Source organism: Sporolactobacillus sp. PKPK-6, from assembly GCF_056678885.1.
On sequence record NZ_JBWXPA010000001.1, the window covers coordinates 1,251,477 to 1,270,458 of the forward strand.

The window sequence follows — 18,982 nt, forward strand, 5'->3', positions numbered from 1 at the left end:
CCCTTATTGAAAATAATGCAAGGAGTATACAGTAAAGATGGACTGCGCAGCAAAGGGAGATTCGGTTCAACTTTTCGAGCTTTCGGTCTAACCTTCCATGGATTCGGTCTAACTTCTCGAGTGTTCGGTCTAACCTTCACTAGATTCGGTCTAACTTCTCGAGTGTTCGGCCTAACTTTCCATGGATTCGGCCTAACCTCCACTTTTCGGTCTAACTGTTCGAGCATTCGATCTAGCTTTCCATGGATTCGGCCTAACTTTTCAAACGTTCGGTCTAACTCCTTCACTTCGGCTCAACTTTCCTCATATTATAAATGTTTTTTCCATTGATACGATGTGGTGCATTTTCCGTCTACTGTCAGATAGGCGGTTAACGCTGTTTTCACCTTCCCTCCGCAAAAAAAGCAGGCCACAATCGGCCCGCTTCCAAGAATCCTATTTCTTAAAATCCTCCAATAACCACTGTATCCAGCGACTTCAGAATTTCTACGGTCAAATTCACAGCGGAGACAAAATCTTCATACGCGACGAAGCAATACGGAGTATGTGCATAGCGCACCGGTACACTAATCACAACGGTCGGAGCACCTTGATACAGATTAATCACTGCGCCGTCATTGCCGCCGCCTGTTCGCACGGAGCGCTGCACCTTGATCCCCTTCTCCTTCGCAATGTCCAGGCAAAACTTTTGAAAGCGCGGATTGACAATGATTGATTTATCAAAGTCACGCAGCATTGGACCTCGCTTTAATCCCGTCTGAATCATGTAATCCGGCATGACGGTATCATCCGCCGGTGCACCCTCGAAGACAACGGAAACATCAGGACTAACTTTCTTCACGGCAACCTGGGCGCCGCGCTCCCCGACTTCCTCTTGAGCAGACAATGAAGCCACGACATCCACATTTAAAGAGGTGCCGTCCAACTCGCGAAGTACCTCAGCCATAACCGCCGTCCCAATACGATTATCGAATGCCTTCCCAAGCATCACATCTTTTTCTCCGAGAAACTCAAAGGTAACGTCAGGCACGACGGGTGCACCAATATCAATTTTAAAATCACGCGCCGCCTCCTCGGCGGAAGTTGCACCAACATCGATCACCATATCAGCGACCTGCGGCAGACGATTGCGCTCTTCCGGCGTCATAAAATGAGGCGGTGTGCTGGCAATAATCGCCGGGATATATACACCTTCCCGATTGCGCACACGCACCTTATGAGCAGGAATGTTTGCCCGGACCCAGCCGCCTACTGTCACAAACCGCAGCATTCCGTTCGGCTTGATCGCCTGAACCATAAAACCAACCTCGTCGCTGTGCGCGTCCAATTGAACAACCAATCCGTTTCCCGAATTTTCATTTCGTTTCACATACACATTGCGCATATGGTCTTCCACAACTTTGCCAAATGGGCGTACAGCATCAGAAAAAATGCCGGCCACCTCATCCTCAAAGCCTGAAACACCATTCGCATTTGATAATTTCTCAATCAACCTCAATGACTGCTCTTTGTCCATAATTAAGCTCCTTGAATAAAATTCAAAACTAATATTAATTATAATCCTTCTACTAACGTTGCAGGAATTAAATGTGATGATTCATAATACTATAAATGTTCAAAATTAAGAAGGTCAGGGCATAAAAAAATCCTTTATTATGGAAGGATAGGTGTTTCCTATCCAAATCCAAATAAAGGACTCGACTATGGATAAGAATACACGACTTTCATCCTTTGAACAATGGTTAAATCCAATTAATTTTAGACACCTGGAACAGAAACTGAATCAGACTCAGGCAGATAAATACGTGAAAAAGCTGACCACCAAGGCTTATATCCTGCTCTTTCTCTATGCTCAGCTTCATAAAGAAGACAGCCTGCGCGCTCTGTCGGACTGTGTCCTGAATCAACATCTTCAACGGGTCACAGGACTTTCTTCAATCAGCGCCGCTCAGCTCTCAAGAAAGAATAACACGGTGGATCCCCAACTCTTGATGATGCTCTTCTTAGAACTCGTTGCCAAGATGAAAGGAAAACCTGTACCGGATTCGAAAAGGTTATTGAAAATCGTTGATTCCACGACGATCACCATGAACCCGAACCAATTCCCATGGGCACAGTTCCGAAAAACAAAAGCAGGAGTGAAGCTGCACCTTCGCCTCGTGTTCCTGGGCAAGGGACAGGTCTTTCCGGAAAAAGCGATCCTGACGTCAGCTCAGGTTCATGACCGTGAGGAACTGGATGCCTTGGTCGATGAGGAGGCCATGTATGTCTTTGATCGCGGCTACATCGACTATAAGGCCTTCGACCGTTTCTCGGATAATGGCATATTCTTTGCCTCTCGTCTGAAGAAGAACGCGGTCACGCAAACTATTCGCAGCTATGCGGTTCCAGAAGATGGGGCGATTCAGTCAGACCAGATGATCCTGCTGGGTGATCCGCTTCATCAGGCGGACAACTTCTTTCGCCTGATCGTGTCTCAGGATGATCAGGGACGAACCATCCGGATCATCACTAATCGTTTTGATCTTCCAGCAGAGGAACTCGGGACGATCTACCGGGAACGTTGGGCGATTGAACTCTTTTTCAAATGGCTCAAGCAACATGTCCGTCTGAAAACCTTCTATGGTCAGAGTGAAACCGCCGTTCATAATCAAATCATTTTGTCGCTGATTCACTACTGCTTATTTCTTCTGGTCCAACAGGAACTCGAGACGAGTGCTTCCCTGCTGCAGATCAGTCGGTGGCTCAAAGGGATGCTTTGGAGCCCTGCGAAAAAATGGCTCCATCGTCTTCAGTTCCGGACAAGGAAAGAGAAAGTGAAGACTTAAAAGAGACCACAAAAACCTGTCACTCTGGAACAAATGGATAATATTGTAAAAATGGAATGGAGCACCTTTTAGGGACTCGTTGGCTTTTTTAATCACGCCAGAGAAATCAATCATCTGAATATTTTGGCAAAAAGAAATCAATATGTTTATGCAACGCTAGTATAATCCTTCATAAAAATAAAAGGACGCTAATGGTCATTTGGCGTCTCAAGTGAACACAACATCTTCAGTTGTTTTTTGGGGATTATTAAATAGAGGATGTGGAAAAAGGGAATGAAATTCTGTTACAATTCCGCTAAAGCGGGTGCATTTTACGTTCAAAAACAACAGGTTCATTCAGCAAGACAAATCTGTTCCATTGAAAACAGCAGCTTCCTGAAACTGTTTTATTGAATCAATAATTTCTCCGTAGCTTTCCCTCTTTCCAAAAAGAGCAGAAGTACCGAGTACAAAACCCGTGACGCCAAACAAACTCAATTCTTGAATCTTTTTTAAAGATATTGCCCCATCAACAACAATTTCAAAGTGACAGGACTGGCGAAGTTTATTCAATCGTTTAATTTTTTCAGTGACAAATTCAAGATACTCCTGACCAGCAAAGCCCGGATTAACAGTCATGACCAACACTTGATCAACAAGCGGTAAAAGTTCACTGACAAAATCAACGGACGTCCCAGGATTAATTGCAATGCCGACTTCTGCACCGAGCCGCTTAATTTGGCTAATAATTCGGGATGCGTGCGGCGTTGCTTCTGGATGAAAGTAAACGCGTCTTGCTCCTAATTCAATAAACTTTTCCACATAATTTTCCGGATGATAAATCATCAGATGGACATCAAGCAATTTGTTTGTGTGATCTGAAATTGTTTTAAAGTCTTCCGGACTCATCCCAAAATTCGGGACAAAAGCCCCATCCATAATATCCATGTGGAACCCGTCAATTGCCGATTGCGACAGCAATCGTGTTTCTTCCGACAGATGATTAAAATTAGCACACATCATTGAAGGATAAAGTTTTCTTTGCATTGTTCATTCTCCTTTCAAAGAGCTTCTATGGCGGAGTTGTGTGGTTGTTTTCTCATTGAACCTACTCAAAGAGTAGCATAAAAAAGCCCTCATAGTAAAGCGCTTTCATTTTTTCTTCACTTATTTATTTGCAGAGGCGTTCAGAACTGGATGTGGTAAATTAATTGCCCCTGGCCAGTCCACTATGTTTCTCTCTCTGAACATTAAATGAAGCATCCATTCGACTGCGGATAACAAATAAAAGGAAGAGACTTATCGCAAATTACGTTAAATCAAAAGATCACTATAATAAAGTTTATGAAAAGATTCAAGATACAGATTCTGTTCATTGCCGCCTTCCAGACGAATTCGATGCAGAAGCTGTTCTTTAAAGGAGCCACTACCAAACTGACTGACATGCTGCTCCGCCGATTGAACTTTCAAATGGAATGTCTCACGAATATTTACCGAATAATTAGAGTCATCGGCGTTGAAAAGATAAGTTTCCTGCGGCTTTGAAGGTTCAATGCCTTCTTCCAGATGCTCGGGATAATAGCAAAAGCCGTCCGCCAAATAACCGGCCTCTGAAGCAACACGCCCAATCGTAATGTGATCGGAATGAACATCATATTTTTTAAAGGGATCAAACGTAATCAAAATATCCGGTCGCTCCAATCTGATTTTCCGAAACACCTTCTCTTTGAGTTGTGCTTCTCTAGCAAACAGAGTTCCGTCAGAAAAATTAAGCCAGTTCACCGTAATCCCGAGTACATGGGCAGCAAGTGCCATTTCAGTCCGTCGAATAGTTGTCACTTGTTCAGGTGTCTGCGCCCGATCATGTGTCCCCTTATCACCATTTGTCGCGATCACAACAAGAACCCTATTTTTTTGTCGTACCAACCTGGCTAACGTGCCACCGATAAATGTTTCATCATCCGGATGCGCAATGAAAACAATCGCTTTTTTCTCTTCGACTCCCATCTCTCTTCCTCCTTGCTGGCGTAATTCTGCGCCTATCCTTCCAAATAGGATTTCACCAAGGCAACAAACAGAGGTATGGAAGTCTCAAATGCTTTAGGATCTGCCTTGAATTTACTGCTATGAACCGGATATGCTGACCCAACACCTACATTAAAAAAAGTACCCGGTATGATCTGTTGATAGCAAGAAAAATCTTCTCCACCCATACTTGCTTCTAGATGCACAACATCAAAATGTTTTTTTAAGGCAACCGTTTCAACGAATTTTGTTAATTGTTGATCATTGACCACGGCCGGAGCACCGTCCACCCATTGGAATTCACTCGTGACCTCGTTAGTGGCGGCAATGCCGCTTGCTACTTTCTGCAAACGCATTTTTATTTTTTCTCTCGCCTTTTTATCAAAGGATCGAACGGTTCCTTCAAGCAGCGACGTGTTTGGCAGCACATTCCAAGTCTTTCCGGATTCAAGATGTGTGATTGAAACCACGCTTGGGTCAAACGGATTGACATTTCGACTGACAATGGTCTGAGCGGCAACAATAAATTCACCTGTTGCCACAATCACATCATCCCCGCTTTCAGGATGAGCGGCATGCGTACCCTTCCCATGAAACGTAACAAAAAAGCGATCCACTGCGGCATTAAAATTCCCCGTTTTGACCCCAACAACACCTGTTGGCAGTTCTGGATTAACATGCAGTCCGAAAATCGCCTCGACACCATTTAATATCCCTGTATTTACAACTCGGTCCGCCCCATGATCCACCTCTTCAGCCGGCTGAAAAATAAGTAAGATGCTTCCGTTTAACTGATCTTCAATTTTCTTTAATTCAATCGCTGTCGTCAGTAAATTGGTTAGGTGAAAATCATGACCGCATGCATGCATCCGATTTGAATGTTCCGATGAATAGGCCAAACCACTCTCCTCATTAATCGGCAGTGCATCAATGTCCGCTCGCAGCGCGATCAAACTGCCTGGTTTTTTTCCGCCAATCTTCGCAAAGACCCCTGTATCCATTGGATTGGATAAAATGTCAATGTTGTGCTCTTGAAGCACTGCTTTAATCTTCTTTGTCGTCTCAAATTCACCAAGGGCAAGTTCGGGATGTCGATGAAACCACTGAAATAAAGCTAAGGTTGACTTTTCTATCCCACTTTCTAATTCATATTGAGTCATCTTATTACCCCTCATAACTGATTTTTTGAAGAAACCTTAAGTTCTTATATTGCTGCTTTTTGTAAAAACAGCACACCTAGAAAAATAAAAGCGACTGCTTTTCTTAGAGCACAAGAAAAGTAGTCGCCATTGCCGTCCGATTGTACTTTTCTTATCTCTCAGATCAAATCTGCCGGAATTAACACCATACACAGTTTTCTATGCTGGTTGTCGGGGTTCATTGGGCCGGTCCCTCCCCCACTCTAGATAAGAATTATTTAGTTGATGTTTAAAGCTTACGAGAGTTCCATTGAAGAGTCAATACTAATTCATACTATTTTTATGCGATTTGTTTTTTTGAATTAAAGTTCACCCATTTTTTTAAATCAATCGATGCCGGTGGTTCGACAATCACTCAGTTTCTACATCATCTCCGAAGATTCCTTTCAAGTGGTCTTCGAAATGTTCGTGGATGGTCTTGAATTTCTCGTCAAATTCTTCCTGTGTGATGATCCCTTTCTCCATAAGTAGGTAAAAAAGTGCCGTGTTTCGTTCATAATTCAACACTGCCTCTGATCCGAGTTCGGTCAATAGTTCCTCATCGGTCACAAAATCATCTCCCTGTTTCGTAATGTCAGCAGCAATGATATTCCTAGTTGCAGGATAAACGAAATTGCTTCTTGGCATACATGAAGATAATTCACTAACCACAATAATCAAGCAGTGACGAGAGCTCAGCTCATTCACCGCTGTTCCTGCCCACTATGTTCCTCTCTCTGAACAAATCGATAGAACATGTAACCCAAAACAGCTCCCGTTGTGTTGAGAATCACATCATCGATATCGGTCATACGGTTAGGCAGGAAAAGCTGGATCCATTCAATAGTCGCTGAAAACAGAGCACTCATAAACAAGGCATGTGCCCAATGGAACTGCGGATACCTCATTGCCAGAAAAAAGCCAAAGGGTAAAAACAGCATAATATTCCCAAGATCATCAACGATAAAATAAAATAGAGAGGCTGATTGAAAATTTTTAAAGATCACAAGCGGATTCAAATTAATAGTAAAATGCTGAACAGGTGTCCCGGCAACGTTCCCGGTATGAATAATCCCATGTGGAATTAAGGTCAGATACAACACGAACAAAATGGAGAAAGTTAGAAGTATGTTAGCGAGAGCAATTTTTAATTGTTTCATTAAATCTCTCCTATATATTACTCAGAAAATCACAACCTGCTTGTCTGTATTGTTAGTCATTCCAAGACGATTTGTCAAACTTATAGACTGAATCGTTTTTAATTAATCAGGTAGAAGATAAGAGAATCCAGGTGTAAAAACTAGATTATTTTAAAAAAATGCGTGCAAAGTAAAGACGACTGCGAAGCAAAAGGAGATTCGGTTCAACTTTTCGAGCGTTCGGTCTAATTTTTCACAGATTCGGGCTAACTTCTCAAGTGTTCGGTCTAACTTTCTATCGGTTCGGCCTAACCTCTACTTTTCGGTCTAACTCTCACTAGATTAGGCCTATTTTTTCATGGATTCGGCCTAACTTTTCAAACGTTCGGTCTAACCCTTTCACTTCGGTTCAACTTTTCTCATAATATAAGTGTTTTTTCCATTGATACGATGCTGCGCATCTTCCGATGGTGTAAAAAAACACCGGAGCATTTTTACCGCTCCGGTGTTTTTGTTTCTTATTTATTTCCGCACTCAGCGCTTCTTCAGCGGCTTTGTGCCTAGATTGACCCGATATACATAACCCGTTTTGCCTTTATAAGTGACCTTGTACATTTTTGCTGACAGGGGACTTTTGGTCTTGAGCTTTGTATTTTTCGGGATCTTGATTCCTTTTCGTTTCTTACCCGTATTGGTGCTGTATAAATACGATGGCTTGTGAACGTAACGCGTCACGGACTGTGCTTTAGTTCCGAGATTCACTTTATAGACGTAGCCTGTTTTTCCCTTGTACGTCACTTTGTACATTTTTGATGAGAGCGTACTGATTGTCTGCAGTTTCACATTTATTGCGATCTTAATTCCCTTGCGCTTTTTACTCGTATTGGTGCTGTACAAATACGATGATTTATGGACATAGCGTGTGACGGACAGGGGCTTTTCCCCAAGGTTGACTCTGTAAACATAGCCTGTTTTTCCTTTATATGTGATCTTGTACATCTTGGCTGATGGGTCGGTCTTGGTCTTGACCTTTGTATTAACTGCGATAAAACCAATTCTCGTCTTGCTGCCATTTGACGAACTGTAAAGATAGGGGCCCTTTTTCACATAATAAGTATGTTCTTTCGCATTCTCCGTATCACTCGTCTTTTGAAGCGCATCAAGACGTTTTTCCAAGGCAGATTTTGCATCGCTGTCCGCCAAAGCATTGACCTTGACTCGAGCAGCATCCACGTCTGCTTGCGATTTGGTTTGTTCCGCCTGCTCTACTGCTTTTGTTGCCGCTTCTACTGCCTTTGCCGTCTCCTCTTCCGCAGCCGCACCATCTATCTTCTCTTGTACAACTTTCAACCGAGCATTCAGCGAATCCTTCGTCGTTCCTTCCGCCAAAGCATTGACCTTGACTCGAGCAGCATCCACATCTGCTTGCGATTTGGTTTGTTCCGCCTGCTCTACTGCTTTTGTTGCCGCTTCTACTGCCTTTGCCGCCTCCTCTGCTGCAGCCGCACCATCTATCTTCTCTTGTACGACTTTCAACCGAGCATTCAGCGAATCCTTGGTCGTTCCTTCCGGCAGCTGAGCAACAAACAGCTTTGCTGCATCTGCATCCTTCTGCAGCTGACTCTGTTCCGCCGTTTCAACCAATTGGACAGCGTCATCGGCAGCAGCTTGTCCATCCATCACAATGTTGACTTTTATTGTTTTTGTTGCTGTTACTCCGGCCTGATTCGCTACTGAATAGGTTATTTGATAGGTGCCAGGCGTTTTCGTTTTCACTGTATCTCCGGACACCTTGATATCAGAAGTCAGATCGCCATCCTTCAAATCATTGGCCGACACGCCATTCAGTGCATCAAAACTGTCACCATAATTCAATGTCGTCTCATTCGGTGCTTTAATACTTGGATTATTTCCCCAGATGCTTTTAAGATGTTCACCCTCAGCCTGACTGATCGATACCGTACCATTATTAACGAAATAAGCTAGGTTGCGTGAATCAGACGGCTGATCCGGATTCGGGTAAACAAGCTGTGTGATTACTTTTTCTCCATCATTGACAAAGACTTCAATAGAAGAGGTATCCACGTATACGGTTAGCTTAATGCTGCTTGCCTTTTTGTCCAGCTTTACTTTTGTTTCCTGGCGATTAATCGATTCGCCGTCCTTGGTACGGTCAAGATAAACGATCTGCTTTTGCGGATCATAGCCGACCTTTACATATTTTGAACCGTCATCGGACTGTCGGAGCAAATAGCCGAGATCATTCGGCTCCGAAGCATTTGTCCAAGTAAAATCTGCACTGATTTTATATTGTGTTCCTGAAAAGTCCTTAATCTGCGACGTTTCGGTATCCCCGTAGCTGTCCTTGATCTTCTCATCTCCAAGGTTTATAGCACCTTGTCCAATTTGATCATCAATCTCTGAAACAGGCTCTTGCCGAATCGTATAACCGCTGTCCGATTTCTCTAAGTTCAGCTCGCGCGGCAAGGTCATCTCGCCCTTCCAAGGTGACGTGTTCTGCTCCCCGTTGTACGTCCAGTTGGACATCCATCCAAGCATAATCGTGCGATCCGGTACATTGGCAAACGTAATACCCGCGTAAAAATCTTCGCCATAGTCGAACCATTGCGGATTCTTCATGGTGTCATCTGTATCCGGAGTGAATGCAATCTTATCCGCATCATTTTTGCCGAGCGTTCCTACAAAATACTGCATACCCGACCCGCCGGCAGGAGCGCCATTTTGCACACTCAGTGACAGCACCCACTTCTTTTCGTTGGTTCCCTTAACTGTCATTGGAATCAGTTCCGGGCACTCCCAAACACCGTTTCCCACATCATTTTCACGCTTGATGCTTGTTTGATAATCCCAATCCTTTAAATTCTTCGATGCAAAAATTTCAACTTCCTGCCCGGATACAACAGGCATGATCCACTCCTGATTCGCCTCGTCATACACAACGTTCGGATCACGGAAATTGCCCGCATCCTTTGTCCGCACCTCAGTAACCGGAATAATCGGCTTTTGATTATTATATTTTTTAAACGTCTTTCCGCCATCCGTACTGTAGGCCATATTCTGTTCCTGCACTTCACGGATGCCGATGATATTTCCGAGCGAATCCTTGCTGTAATCATCATCCCGCACGCACACCTGATACGTACTCGTGTAGAAGGCGATCAGCGTATTCTGACCAAAGCCGCTCACATTATTTTTATCAAGCACAACGGAACCGCTGAAGATATACCGCTTGCCATTCGGATTGTTGAGATCCCAGTTTGTGGTTGGGCGCCCCAAATAATGGACAGGCTTCGCATCATCCTTCGTTTGCATCCAAAAGTCTACCCACGCATCGTTATCATCTTCCGGAATGGCTACCTTCTGTTCCTTCCAGTGAACGAGGTCTTTACTGATGGCATGTCCCCAGGACATATTGCCCCATTCATTGCCTTCCGGATTATACTGATAAAACATATGATAGACACCATTGTATTTAATCAATCCATTCGGATCGTTCAACCAATTCTGTTGAGCTGAGTAATGATACTGATTACGATATGGCTCTTGATAGTAATGACTGCTCGAATCCTCCGCCTTGACTTGCACCGGCAGTGACGGCACCATTAATCCTATACCTATAAGTAACGCAATACTGAATTTGAGTAGTCGATTCAACTTTTTAACCTCCTCTATTTTATTAAGCGCTTTCATTAACACATTTTGTTATGCAAGTTTCATTCCAATTAGTGTGTTATTTTTAATTGCTGATAAAGTTTGTGAAAAAGCTTGCTAATAGTGGAAAAAATTTGATGATCATTTTTTTACATTTTATGTAAGCAACTCACTAATTCTAAAAATGAAACAGATTGAACAAAAAAAGATTCACTAGAGTTAATTAAAGTAGATTTCTAAAACACTAGAAAATAGATTACTAGATTAGAGCTGACCTCTTAAAAGATGCACGCAAAAAACGACCCGAACCCACTTACACCATGGATTCAGATCGTTTCGCTTTTTAGTAAAAAAATTGTAGTGTCATCGAACAGCTCAAAATGCTATTGGACTACTCAGGTTGGTTCAAACGATTAGTTAAATTGATTCCTTAACCACTTTGCGTTCAAATGGATCTGAGCTGATACCTTCTTCAACAATCTTCTTTGACCATTCCTTGGCTGAGAAGAGTGAGTGATCACGATAATTGCCGCAGCTTTCAATCGTCGTTCCCTGAACGTCGTCCCAAGTGGCTTCGTTTGCGATAAATTCAAGCGAACCCTTCAGCGCTTTGGCAACGTCAATTGGTTCATGTTCGCCCCAAAGAATCAAGTGAAAACCGGTGCGGCAGCCAAATGGCGAGCAGTCAATCACGCCTTCCAGTCGATCACGCAGCAGACTGGCCAGCATGTGTTCAATCGTATGCAGCCCTGCTGTCGGAATCGCATTTTCATTCGGCTGTACAAAACGCAAATCATAATTTTGAATCACATCGCCCTTAGGACCTTTTTGTGTCGCAATTAATCGGACATATGGAGCCTTGACTTTCGTATGATCAAGAGTAAAACTTTCAACCTTTGCCATGACTACAATCGCCTCGCCTTTTTGTATTTTCGTAATGACCTATTACTATTTTATCAGCATCGCACTATTTATTGCATGATTAAGTGATTGGTTAATGAGCTATCTGTCTAAATCCAAAATACAAAAGAATCGACTTCGGTGCGAATATTGTATGCAAAGCACAGACTGTTCCGCTATTCATGTTTCATGATGAATCAGAGCTGATCCCCTCTCTAATGGATTAACGTTATTTTATACACATAATTCATATGTGTCAACTGTGATTTAGGCAGTCTTGGTTTCTTGATTTCTATTTTTCTTCTAACCTTAGAATTTTTTGTTGGTTCTTTTACCGTCGATTTTTATGCACTGATTTAAAGAAAACCGCTGTTCGCAAGCTGCAGCGGACGGCGGTTTTGTTAGATTATGGTAAGTACGTTTTTTATTTATACAAGTCAGGATACATTTCTTTTGCGAGTGTATCCAGACCATCAAGCGTGTTGTAGCTGTAACTGAACAGATAATTGTAATCCATGCTATATACTTTTTTATTTTTGATCGCTTTCATACTGGACAGCTTCGGATTTGAGTAAAGGGCCTTTTTCATTTTACTTCCGTCCGCTCCCCAATCCAGAACAATCAGCACGTCAGGGTTCGTTTTCACCAAGGTTTCAACGCTGACATTGCCATTCACATTTTGGAAGACATTATTGAGCTTGACCATCTTAAATGCATTATTGAAGAACGTTTCATTATAAGCAGAATAGACGTAAACTTCTTTTGGATCCGACATATGCAGATAAGCGAAGGTCTGCGTCTTTTTAATTTTCGATAACTGCGACGTAATTTTTTTCTGATGAGCCTTCAGTTTGTCGGAAAACGCTTTGGCTTTATCCTGAACATTGAAGATTTTCCCCAAATTGTCAATATCTTTGTAGATGTCATCATAGGTACCGCCGCGAATCGAGGACTTCAATGCATAGGTATTGACGCCCATCGAGTTCAGCGAATCAACCGTTCCGACACCCCAGTCCGCATTGTCAAACAAATCGCCACGGCTGACAATGATATCGGGATTCGTACCGATCGCTGCTTCTTTGCCAACATAGGAGCTGCCAAGCTTCTTCAATGAGTTGTACTGTTTTTCAACCGATGTGTCCGCAGCTCCGAAGTTCCCGCCAACACCGACGATCTTGTCTTTCAATCCGAGATGGAGGAGCAGTTCGGCTACCGTTCGGGTCGTTGCCATCACTCGCTTCGGTTCCTTCTTAATGATCTGATCTTTCTTCTTCCATTCGGTACCACCTTCTGCTTTCGTATAGTTATGAATCGTCAGCGGATAGTGCGATTTGCTACTTTCAGCAGCCTTATCCGATCCACTTGTTGTTGTCGAGCTGCCGCATCCGGCGAGTAGTAAAATGCCTGTTAGACAGCAGGCAAGTAATTTCTTTTTCATGTATGTTATCCTCCTCAGATTCCATAGGCGAAGCCTATATGTTTTGTCACTGGATTTATAAAGGTCTGGCATTTAATTTGATAGAGTGCTTCAACGGTTTCGGGAGTCAGTACGTCTTCCGGCTTCCCGTGTGCATAAATTTCACCGTCTTTAACCGCGTATATATAGTCACAGTACATAACCGCCAACTCCAGATCATGAAGCGCAGCCAGGACACTGATGCCAAGCTGTTTCACGCAGGAAAGAATCTCAAATTGGTAGCGTATATCAAGATGATTCGTTGGTTCATCGAGAATCATTAATTGCGGCTGCTGCGCAATGGTGCGCGCGAGAATAACCCGCTGCTTCTCACCACCGGAAAGTGACTGATAGCTGCGCGAGCGATAATCCTGTAATCGTGTGCGCCTCAGTGCCTCTTCTACAATCTCATAATCATCCGATTGATCCGGCTCCAACAATTTCTTATGCGGAGTCCGTCCGAGAAGCACCATCTGCTCAACGGTTAAATCAAAGCTCATTTCATTGAACTGCCCAACAACGCCCAAGCGCTGTGACACCTTTTTCTCTGAACTCTTCAGAACATCAAGATCATTTAAAAAAACGCTGCCGCTCTGGGGTGTTAGACTTTTATAGATACTTTTAAGCAGTGTCGACTTGCCGCAGCCATTTGGCCCGATCAGCCCGACAAACTGCTTGTTTTTCACAAATACAGAAGCATTTTTGATGATTTCTTTTTTGCCTCTGCGCACGTGCAGTTCTTTTGCCGCAAGTTCCATTCCTCAGCCTCCAAAGTTATAGCCTTTTTTCACAATCATATAGATAAACAGCGGCGAACCAATCACTGATGTAATGATTCCGATCGGAAGGTCAACATTGGGAATCAGTATACGGGACAAGATGTCTGCCCAGATTAAAAAGAGACCGCCAAGCAGAAGCGTTGCCGGCATCAAACGTCTATGATCCGCTCCAAAAAGCCCGCGGCAAATATGCGGAACAATTAAGCCGACAAAGCCAATCGTCCCAGAATAAGCAACCATCGTTCCCGTGATCAGCGCCGCGAGCACCATGTAGGTCTTACGAAACACGCTCAGATTAATTCCAAGTGTCACCGCCGATTCATCCCCGAGAAGCATGGTGTTTAAAACGCGATGCTGGAAAAGAAAAATACCGCTGCCAAGCAAGACAACAATGGCTAAAATCGGTACCTTTTCCCAGCTTGACGGAGCAAGACTCCCCATAGACCAGAAAGCAACCTGCTGGACACCCTCTGCATTGTTGGCAAAGTAGATCACCAGACTTGAGAGTGAACTGCAAAAGGCCCCGACAACAACCCCTGAAAGTACAAGCTTCACTGAGGTCGCCTTTCCGCCAATGCTTGAGAGCAGAAGCACCGCGGCAGAGGTTACGACTGCGCCGGCAAAAGCGCCGAAAGCGACTCCAAAATTTGCAAAGAGAGCGCTTGAACCAAAACCGATCAAGATTGCGACCGTAGCTCCAAGAGAAGCTCCCGAAGAAATGCCAATAATATATGGATCAGCAAGCGGATTTTGCACAACGGCCTGCATCACAGTTCCACATAGAGAAAGACCTATACCGATCAATAAAGCAAAAATCACACGTGGCATTCGGATCTGATAGATAATATTGAAGTATGACTCATTTCCTACCGCACTCGAAGAACCCAACTTGCCATTGGTCAGTACGTGCAATAAGATATTCATCGATTTTCCGAATGGGATATGTACTTGTCCAATCGATACAGAATAAACCGCTGAAACAGCGATCAAAAAGAGCAAAAGAAGAATAATAGGATAATAGAAATAACCTGTTACCCCTCGTGATTCCTGCCGTTGCAAAATGTCACCTCATCTCATTCTATATGGTTGATAATGATTCTCATTATCGACAATAATTATATTAACGTATAATAGGGCAAAAAACAATACGTCAATCAAAAAAACCGGTTATAGTAAACCGACTCAATTTATGCTCCTTCTCGATCAAAAATTCTGTTGCAACCTGCAAAAAAACATAAGAAAACTTGGCTTCGCCTAGCCTCTGACGAAGGCGAAGACTTAGTTGCACTTATACTATTTTCCTTAAAATCTAGTCGAGTAGGACAGCGATTCACATCTTCTGTCCCCTCACGGAACCGTGCGTGCGCTATTTACGCACACGGCTCTTCTTGTTCATGGTTCACAGAATGTAGCTCAGCTCCGACCGAAGTTGATAAATATTGACCTTGATTCGCGGTTGCGGCAGAGGGAAGCGTTTGAGAAATTGATTAAATTTTTCCCATGTGAACGATCGTTTCTGGCTCCTTCTGTTTAACCATTTATACAACAACCGAATCACCTGCAATCGAAAAGCGCTCACGCTTAGACTGTTATCGGTGATACAATAGTAGTTGTAATAGCCGGTCAATGACCTCTTGAGCCGATCCATGATGAAGTCAATCTCTTGGGTCCGATGGCCTTTCAGCCACTGCGAATAGGCTTTGAGTTTGGCACCCACTTTCTTTCGGCTGCTTTTCCTCTTGACTCGAAAATGTCCGCTTTTACTTTGCCCACAATAGTGGGTGAATCCCAGGAAGTCAAAAGTCTTTGGCTTCCTGTTTCCATTTCTCTTGGCATTTTCCTGAGCGAATCGTCCGAAAGGGATGATCCTCGCTTTCTCCTCCGCAAGCGCCAAGTTAAATTTTTCTAGGCGCCGCTTCAGATCGCAATAGAATCGTTGGGCTTCCTGTTTATACTGAAAACAACAGACAAAGTCATCGGCATAGCGCACCAGATAAGCCTGTCCCTGGCACTGTTTCTTCACCGCTTTCGTAAACCATAGGTCAATCACATAGTGCAGATAGACGTTAGCTAGGATCGGCGAGATCAGTCCGCCTTGCGGCGTCCCTTGTTCGCTTGCGTGCCAAGTTTCCTTCTCCATGTAACCCGCTTTTAGAAAACGGGCAATGAGCCTCAGAAAGCTTGGATCCTTGATCCGTAGCTTGAGAAAACGCATCATCCATTGATGGTCGACATGATCGAAAAAGCCCCTGATGTCCACATCAACAATGTAGTTCGTGTACTTCTTTTCAATGAAGACATTCAGGACTTTAAGTGCATCATGGCAGTTCCTATTTGGGCGGAAACCGAAGGAACAGTTAAGAAAGTCTTGCTCATAGATGGCATTAAGGATCTTCGCCAGACCCCGCTGAACAATTTTATCCTCATAGGCAGGGATGCCCAGTGGGCGTTTCTTCTTTGTTCCCGGTTTATCAATATATGTCCGCCGGACAGGGAGCGGCCGATAGCTTTTCTGCTTCAGGCGCTTATCCAGATCGGCAAGGTGTTCATCAAGATGTTCTTGATAGCTTGCCTTCGTCATCTGATCGATGCCCGCTGCTTTGTTTCCCTGCAGTTCCCGGTGACAGACCCTCAATTCCTCTACGCTCAATAAATGAGCCAGAGAGGTGAAGGCCATCTTCGGATTTTCCTTCGCTAGCTCTGCTATTCTTACCTGTTTTGTAGTCATCTCTACTGTCACCTCTGTGTGTGCCGATGTGTCCCAGATAAGATTCATAAACAAGGGAAAACACCTTCCCTCAACCGGCATTACCCGATATCATGGGTACTATGTGCTTCCTCCGACTTCCCAGCAGACATTTAACGTCCTTACATTTGATTGCTTGGTTCGCTATACTTTCTTTCGAAAGACCCGCTGGGATCTCCCGAGTTGCCGTACCTTATTGATGCTCAGCGTGCCATGGTCTCTGACCCCGGGGAACCCCCAGACCTCTTGCCTTAACGATGTCTGGCGTGTTGCCTTCTGGAAGTATAACGCCATCGGCATTCCCATTTCATAAGTTTTCGAGGCTCAATCCCTTCAACCACTTGGCTTACGGCCCACTGGCTCGCTGTCTACGCTTAAAAACCAAAGTTGCCTTTCGTTCTCCAAGACTCGCTACGGATGAGTGGCTAGCTCTTTTCCGACGGGCTTCCCACCCGCTATAAGGCACGACCTTGCTCGGTCGCTCTATACTTTCTTATAGTACAAAAAATCCCCTTTGAATTATAGATATTCATCCATAATTCAGAGAGGATTCAGAGAACTTGTGACTTACAATTACAGTCCATTAATTGTGTAATACCAAATATTCTTGTCTACCGCACCGACAACACCGCTCGATGATCCGCTGCTCGTATACTGCCAGATATCAACATTAAAGTTGGCACCCGGTCCTTGCTGCGTCTCCGTACCACGATAACGTGCGAGCCATACCAAGAATTTCGGCTGCTGAGGCTGCGCAGCGACAACACCTGGTAAATCAATTGCATTATTATAGAACGAGAGGTTTGAATAGATTCCCAGTTGGTTAAATCCGTTCTTTCTCATCTGATCGATAAATGCAAGCACATTGTTCGTCAGCGTCGGTTTGTCAACATTGTTTTTAGTCTCGACATCAATAAAGAGATAATGAATGGAAACGCCTTGCGCATTTGCCGCGTGAATCTGATTTGAGAAAACATTGGCTTCGTTTCTGGAGCCGGCTTCATCAGATCCGCGGAAGAAATGATAGGCATTGACAGTCAATCCTGCATTTTTTGCTCCAACGGCGTTGTTGACAAATGTGCTGTCCGTACCGCCGCCTTCCGATGCCTTTGCAATGATAAAGCTGTTGCCATCTTGTTTGATCGCATTGAAGTCAATATTTCCTTTACCGGCATCATTTTGATAGTGTGAAATATCCAAACCAAACTGAGAGCCGTTGGTTACCGGCGGGTCAGTCGGCTGGTTGCTCGAAGCTGCGGGCTGTGTAGTAGTCAGGTATTTTCCTTGAACATAGCCGGTAATATTGCCAAATTTAACTTGGGCATATTTATTTCCTTTGCCCGTGACTGTCACACGATTATTGACCATCATGACCAATCGCGTCGTAAACTTAGCACTCGCATTATCACGAATTTTCAACGTGTTTGATGTGACATAAGCATTATACGCTTGGAATGGTTGCGAGTTTAAATGAATGTTTTGCACGTAACCGATCGTGCCGCCAAAATTAACGAGCGCATATTTATTGCCTTTGCCGATAACAGAAAGTTTATCGCCCATCGCCAACGTGCGGCGAATTGAGTAATGAACACTCGCATGGTCACGTACCTTTAATGTGTAGGAAGTCACATACGCATCAATCGGTTGGAATTTGCTCTGATTCAGATGGATGTTCTGAACATAACCGGTTGTGCCGCCGTAGCTGACCAGGGCATACTTTTTACCCTTGCCGAGTACGGTAACCTTGTTTGTCATAGCCAAAGTACGCTTGGTCGAAAAATGAACGCTTGCCTTACTGCGCATTTTTAACGTGTAAGAGGTTACATAAGCACTGTAAGACTTATACTTACTGCGGCTCAAATGCTGCGTTTGAACGTAGCCGGTTGTTCTGCCGTACTTAATCCGGGAATATTTTCCTGATCGGCTTGTCACCGTGACTTTATTCCCCATGTTCAATGTACGTAATGTGCGATAATGAGTACTTGCCTTACTGCGGACTTTCAATGTGTAAGAAGTGACGTAGGAACTGTACGAAGAGCTCGCCTGCGCGGTACCACCTGTAAAACTCAGTGACAACGCAACCAAAGCCATTGCCAAAAGACCTGAAACCAAATGCCTTGCTTGAAGCTTCACTTTTCACTCTCCCTTTTTGTTGTTAGAACCTCCCATGGCTCAACTCATTGTTACAAAGCTGGAACACTATGTACTCTATAAAAATAGCACTTTTCTAGTAGAGTGTACATAGAGCCAAACACCTAGATGAAAATCAAACATAACTTC

The 18,982-nt window shown here is 43.9% G+C and carries 14 protein-coding genes and 1 riboswitch; of the genes, 1 reads left to right on the top strand and 13 read right to left on the bottom strand.

The annotated features are described in order from the left end of the window. Positions 1 to 442 precede the first annotated feature (442 nt). Positions 443 to 1,516: a M42 family metallopeptidase gene (locus tag AC1MBV_RS05980; RefSeq protein ID WP_480947823.1), complete on the bottom strand. Its 1,074-nt coding sequence runs from the start codon at positions 1,514 to 1,516 to the stop codon at positions 443 to 445. 187 nt (positions 1,517 to 1,703) lie between these two features. On the opposite strand from AC1MBV_RS05980, the gene AC1MBV_RS05985 reads away from it, so the two are divergent. Next, entirely contained in the window at positions 1,704 to 2,828 is a 1,125-nt protein-coding gene (locus tag AC1MBV_RS05985; protein WP_480947824.1) for an IS4 family transposase, read from the top strand. A gap of 336 nt (positions 2,829 to 3,164) precedes the next feature. On the opposite strand, the gene AC1MBV_RS05990 is transcribed toward AC1MBV_RS05985, so the two are convergent. The 12 genes from AC1MBV_RS05990 to AC1MBV_RS06045 all read right to left on the bottom strand — a co-directional run bounded on the left by AC1MBV_RS05990 (position 3,165) and on the right by AC1MBV_RS06045 (position 18,835). Further along, positions 3,165 to 3,854 (bottom strand): ribulose-phosphate 3-epimerase, encoded by a 690-nt coding sequence (locus AC1MBV_RS05990; protein ID WP_480947825.1) that lies wholly within the window; start codon positions 3,852 to 3,854, stop codon positions 3,165 to 3,167. A gap of 267 nt (positions 3,855 to 4,121) precedes the next feature. After that, positions 4,122 to 4,814, bottom strand: coding sequence for a PIG-L deacetylase family protein (locus tag AC1MBV_RS05995; protein ID WP_480947826.1), 693 nt, complete (start codon positions 4,812 to 4,814; stop codon positions 4,122 to 4,124). Positions 4,815 to 4,846: 32 nt separating this feature from the next. Then, entirely contained in the window at positions 4,847 to 5,992 is a 1,146-nt protein-coding gene (locus AC1MBV_RS06000) for an amidohydrolase (protein WP_480947827.1), read from the bottom strand. Positions 5,993 to 6,140: 148 nt separating this feature from the next. Next, a riboswitch (SAM riboswitch) is annotated at positions 6,141 to 6,245 on the bottom strand. Positions 6,246 to 6,382: 137 nt separating this feature from the next. Beyond that, positions 6,383 to 6,718, bottom strand: coding sequence for a hypothetical protein (locus tag AC1MBV_RS06005; protein ID WP_480947828.1), 336 nt, complete (start codon positions 6,716 to 6,718; stop codon positions 6,383 to 6,385). Then, positions 6,715 to 7,170 carry a VanZ family protein gene (locus AC1MBV_RS06010; protein ID WP_480947829.1) on the bottom strand — a complete coding sequence of 152 codons (456 nt, stop codon included), beginning with the start codon at positions 7,168 to 7,170 and terminating at the stop codon, positions 6,715 to 6,717. Before AC1MBV_RS06010 ends, AC1MBV_RS06005 begins: the two co-directional genes overlap by 4 nt. A 513-nt stretch (positions 7,171 to 7,683) precedes the next feature. Beyond that, entirely contained in the window at positions 7,684 to 10,824 is a 3,141-nt protein-coding gene (locus AC1MBV_RS06015) for a GH32 C-terminal domain-containing protein (RefSeq protein WP_480947830.1), read from the bottom strand. Positions 10,825 to 11,238: 414 nt separating this feature from the next. After that, a complete protein-coding gene (locus AC1MBV_RS06020) occupies positions 11,239 to 11,724 on the bottom strand; it encodes an S-ribosylhomocysteine lyase (protein WP_255748425.1) in 486 nt (161 codons plus the stop codon). 421 nt (positions 11,725 to 12,145) lie between these two features. Continuing rightward, positions 12,146 to 13,159, bottom strand: a complete 1,014-nt coding sequence (locus tag AC1MBV_RS06025) for an ABC transporter substrate-binding protein (RefSeq protein WP_480947831.1) — start codon at positions 13,157 to 13,159, stop codon at positions 12,146 to 12,148. Between the two features lie 14 nt (positions 13,160 to 13,173). Further along, entirely contained in the window at positions 13,174 to 13,935 is a 762-nt protein-coding gene (locus AC1MBV_RS06030; RefSeq protein ID WP_255748423.1) for an ABC transporter ATP-binding protein, read from the bottom strand. Positions 13,936 to 13,938: 3 nt separating this feature from the next. After that, entirely contained in the window at positions 13,939 to 15,015 is a 1,077-nt protein-coding gene (locus AC1MBV_RS06035; RefSeq protein WP_255748422.1) for a FecCD family ABC transporter permease, read from the bottom strand. A gap of 340 nt (positions 15,016 to 15,355) precedes the next feature. Further along, entirely contained in the window at positions 15,356 to 16,732 is a 1,377-nt protein-coding gene (ltrA, locus tag AC1MBV_RS06040) for a group II intron reverse transcriptase/maturase (protein WP_480947509.1), read from the bottom strand. 543 nt (positions 16,733 to 17,275) lie between these two features. Then, entirely contained in the window at positions 17,276 to 18,835 is a 1,560-nt protein-coding gene (locus AC1MBV_RS06045) for a GH25 family lysozyme (protein ID WP_480947832.1), read from the bottom strand. Between the last annotated feature and the right edge of the window lie 147 nt (positions 18,836 to 18,982).

What these genes read in the sequence shown, in the direction of transcription:
- AC1MBV_RS05980 (WP_480947823.1), bottom strand. Translation starts at nt 1,516, where the DNA reads ATGGACAAAGAGCAGTCATTGAGGTTGATTGAGAAATTATCAAATGCG.
- ltrA (WP_480947509.1), bottom strand. Translation starts at nt 16,732, where the DNA reads ATGAATCTTATCTGGGACACATCGGCACACACAGAGGTGACAGTAGAG.
- AC1MBV_RS05995 (WP_480947826.1), bottom strand. Translation starts at nt 4,814, where the DNA reads ATGGGAGTCGAAGAGAAAAAAGCGATTGTTTTCATTGCGCATCCGGAT.
- AC1MBV_RS06025 (WP_480947831.1), bottom strand. Translation starts at nt 13,159, where the DNA reads ATGAAAAAGAAATTACTTGCCTGCTGTCTAACAGGCATTTTACTACTC.
- AC1MBV_RS06020 (WP_255748425.1), bottom strand. Translation starts at nt 11,724, where the DNA reads ATGGCAAAGGTTGAAAGTTTTACTCTTGATCATACGAAAGTCAAGGCT.
- AC1MBV_RS05985 (WP_480947824.1), top strand. Translation starts at nt 1,704, where the DNA reads ATGGATAAGAATACACGACTTTCATCCTTTGAACAATGGTTAAATCCA.
- AC1MBV_RS06010 (WP_480947829.1), bottom strand. Translation starts at nt 7,170, where the DNA reads ATGAAACAATTAAAAATTGCTCTCGCTAACATACTTCTAACTTTCTCC.
- AC1MBV_RS05990 (WP_480947825.1), bottom strand. Translation starts at nt 3,854, where the DNA reads ATGCAAAGAAAACTTTATCCTTCAATGATGTGTGCTAATTTTAATCAT.
- AC1MBV_RS06030 (WP_255748423.1), bottom strand. Translation starts at nt 13,935, where the DNA reads ATGGAACTTGCGGCAAAAGAACTGCACGTGCGCAGAGGCAAAAAAGAA.
- AC1MBV_RS06000 (WP_480947827.1), bottom strand. Translation starts at nt 5,992, where the DNA reads ATGACTCAATATGAATTAGAAAGTGGGATAGAAAAGTCAACCTTAGCT.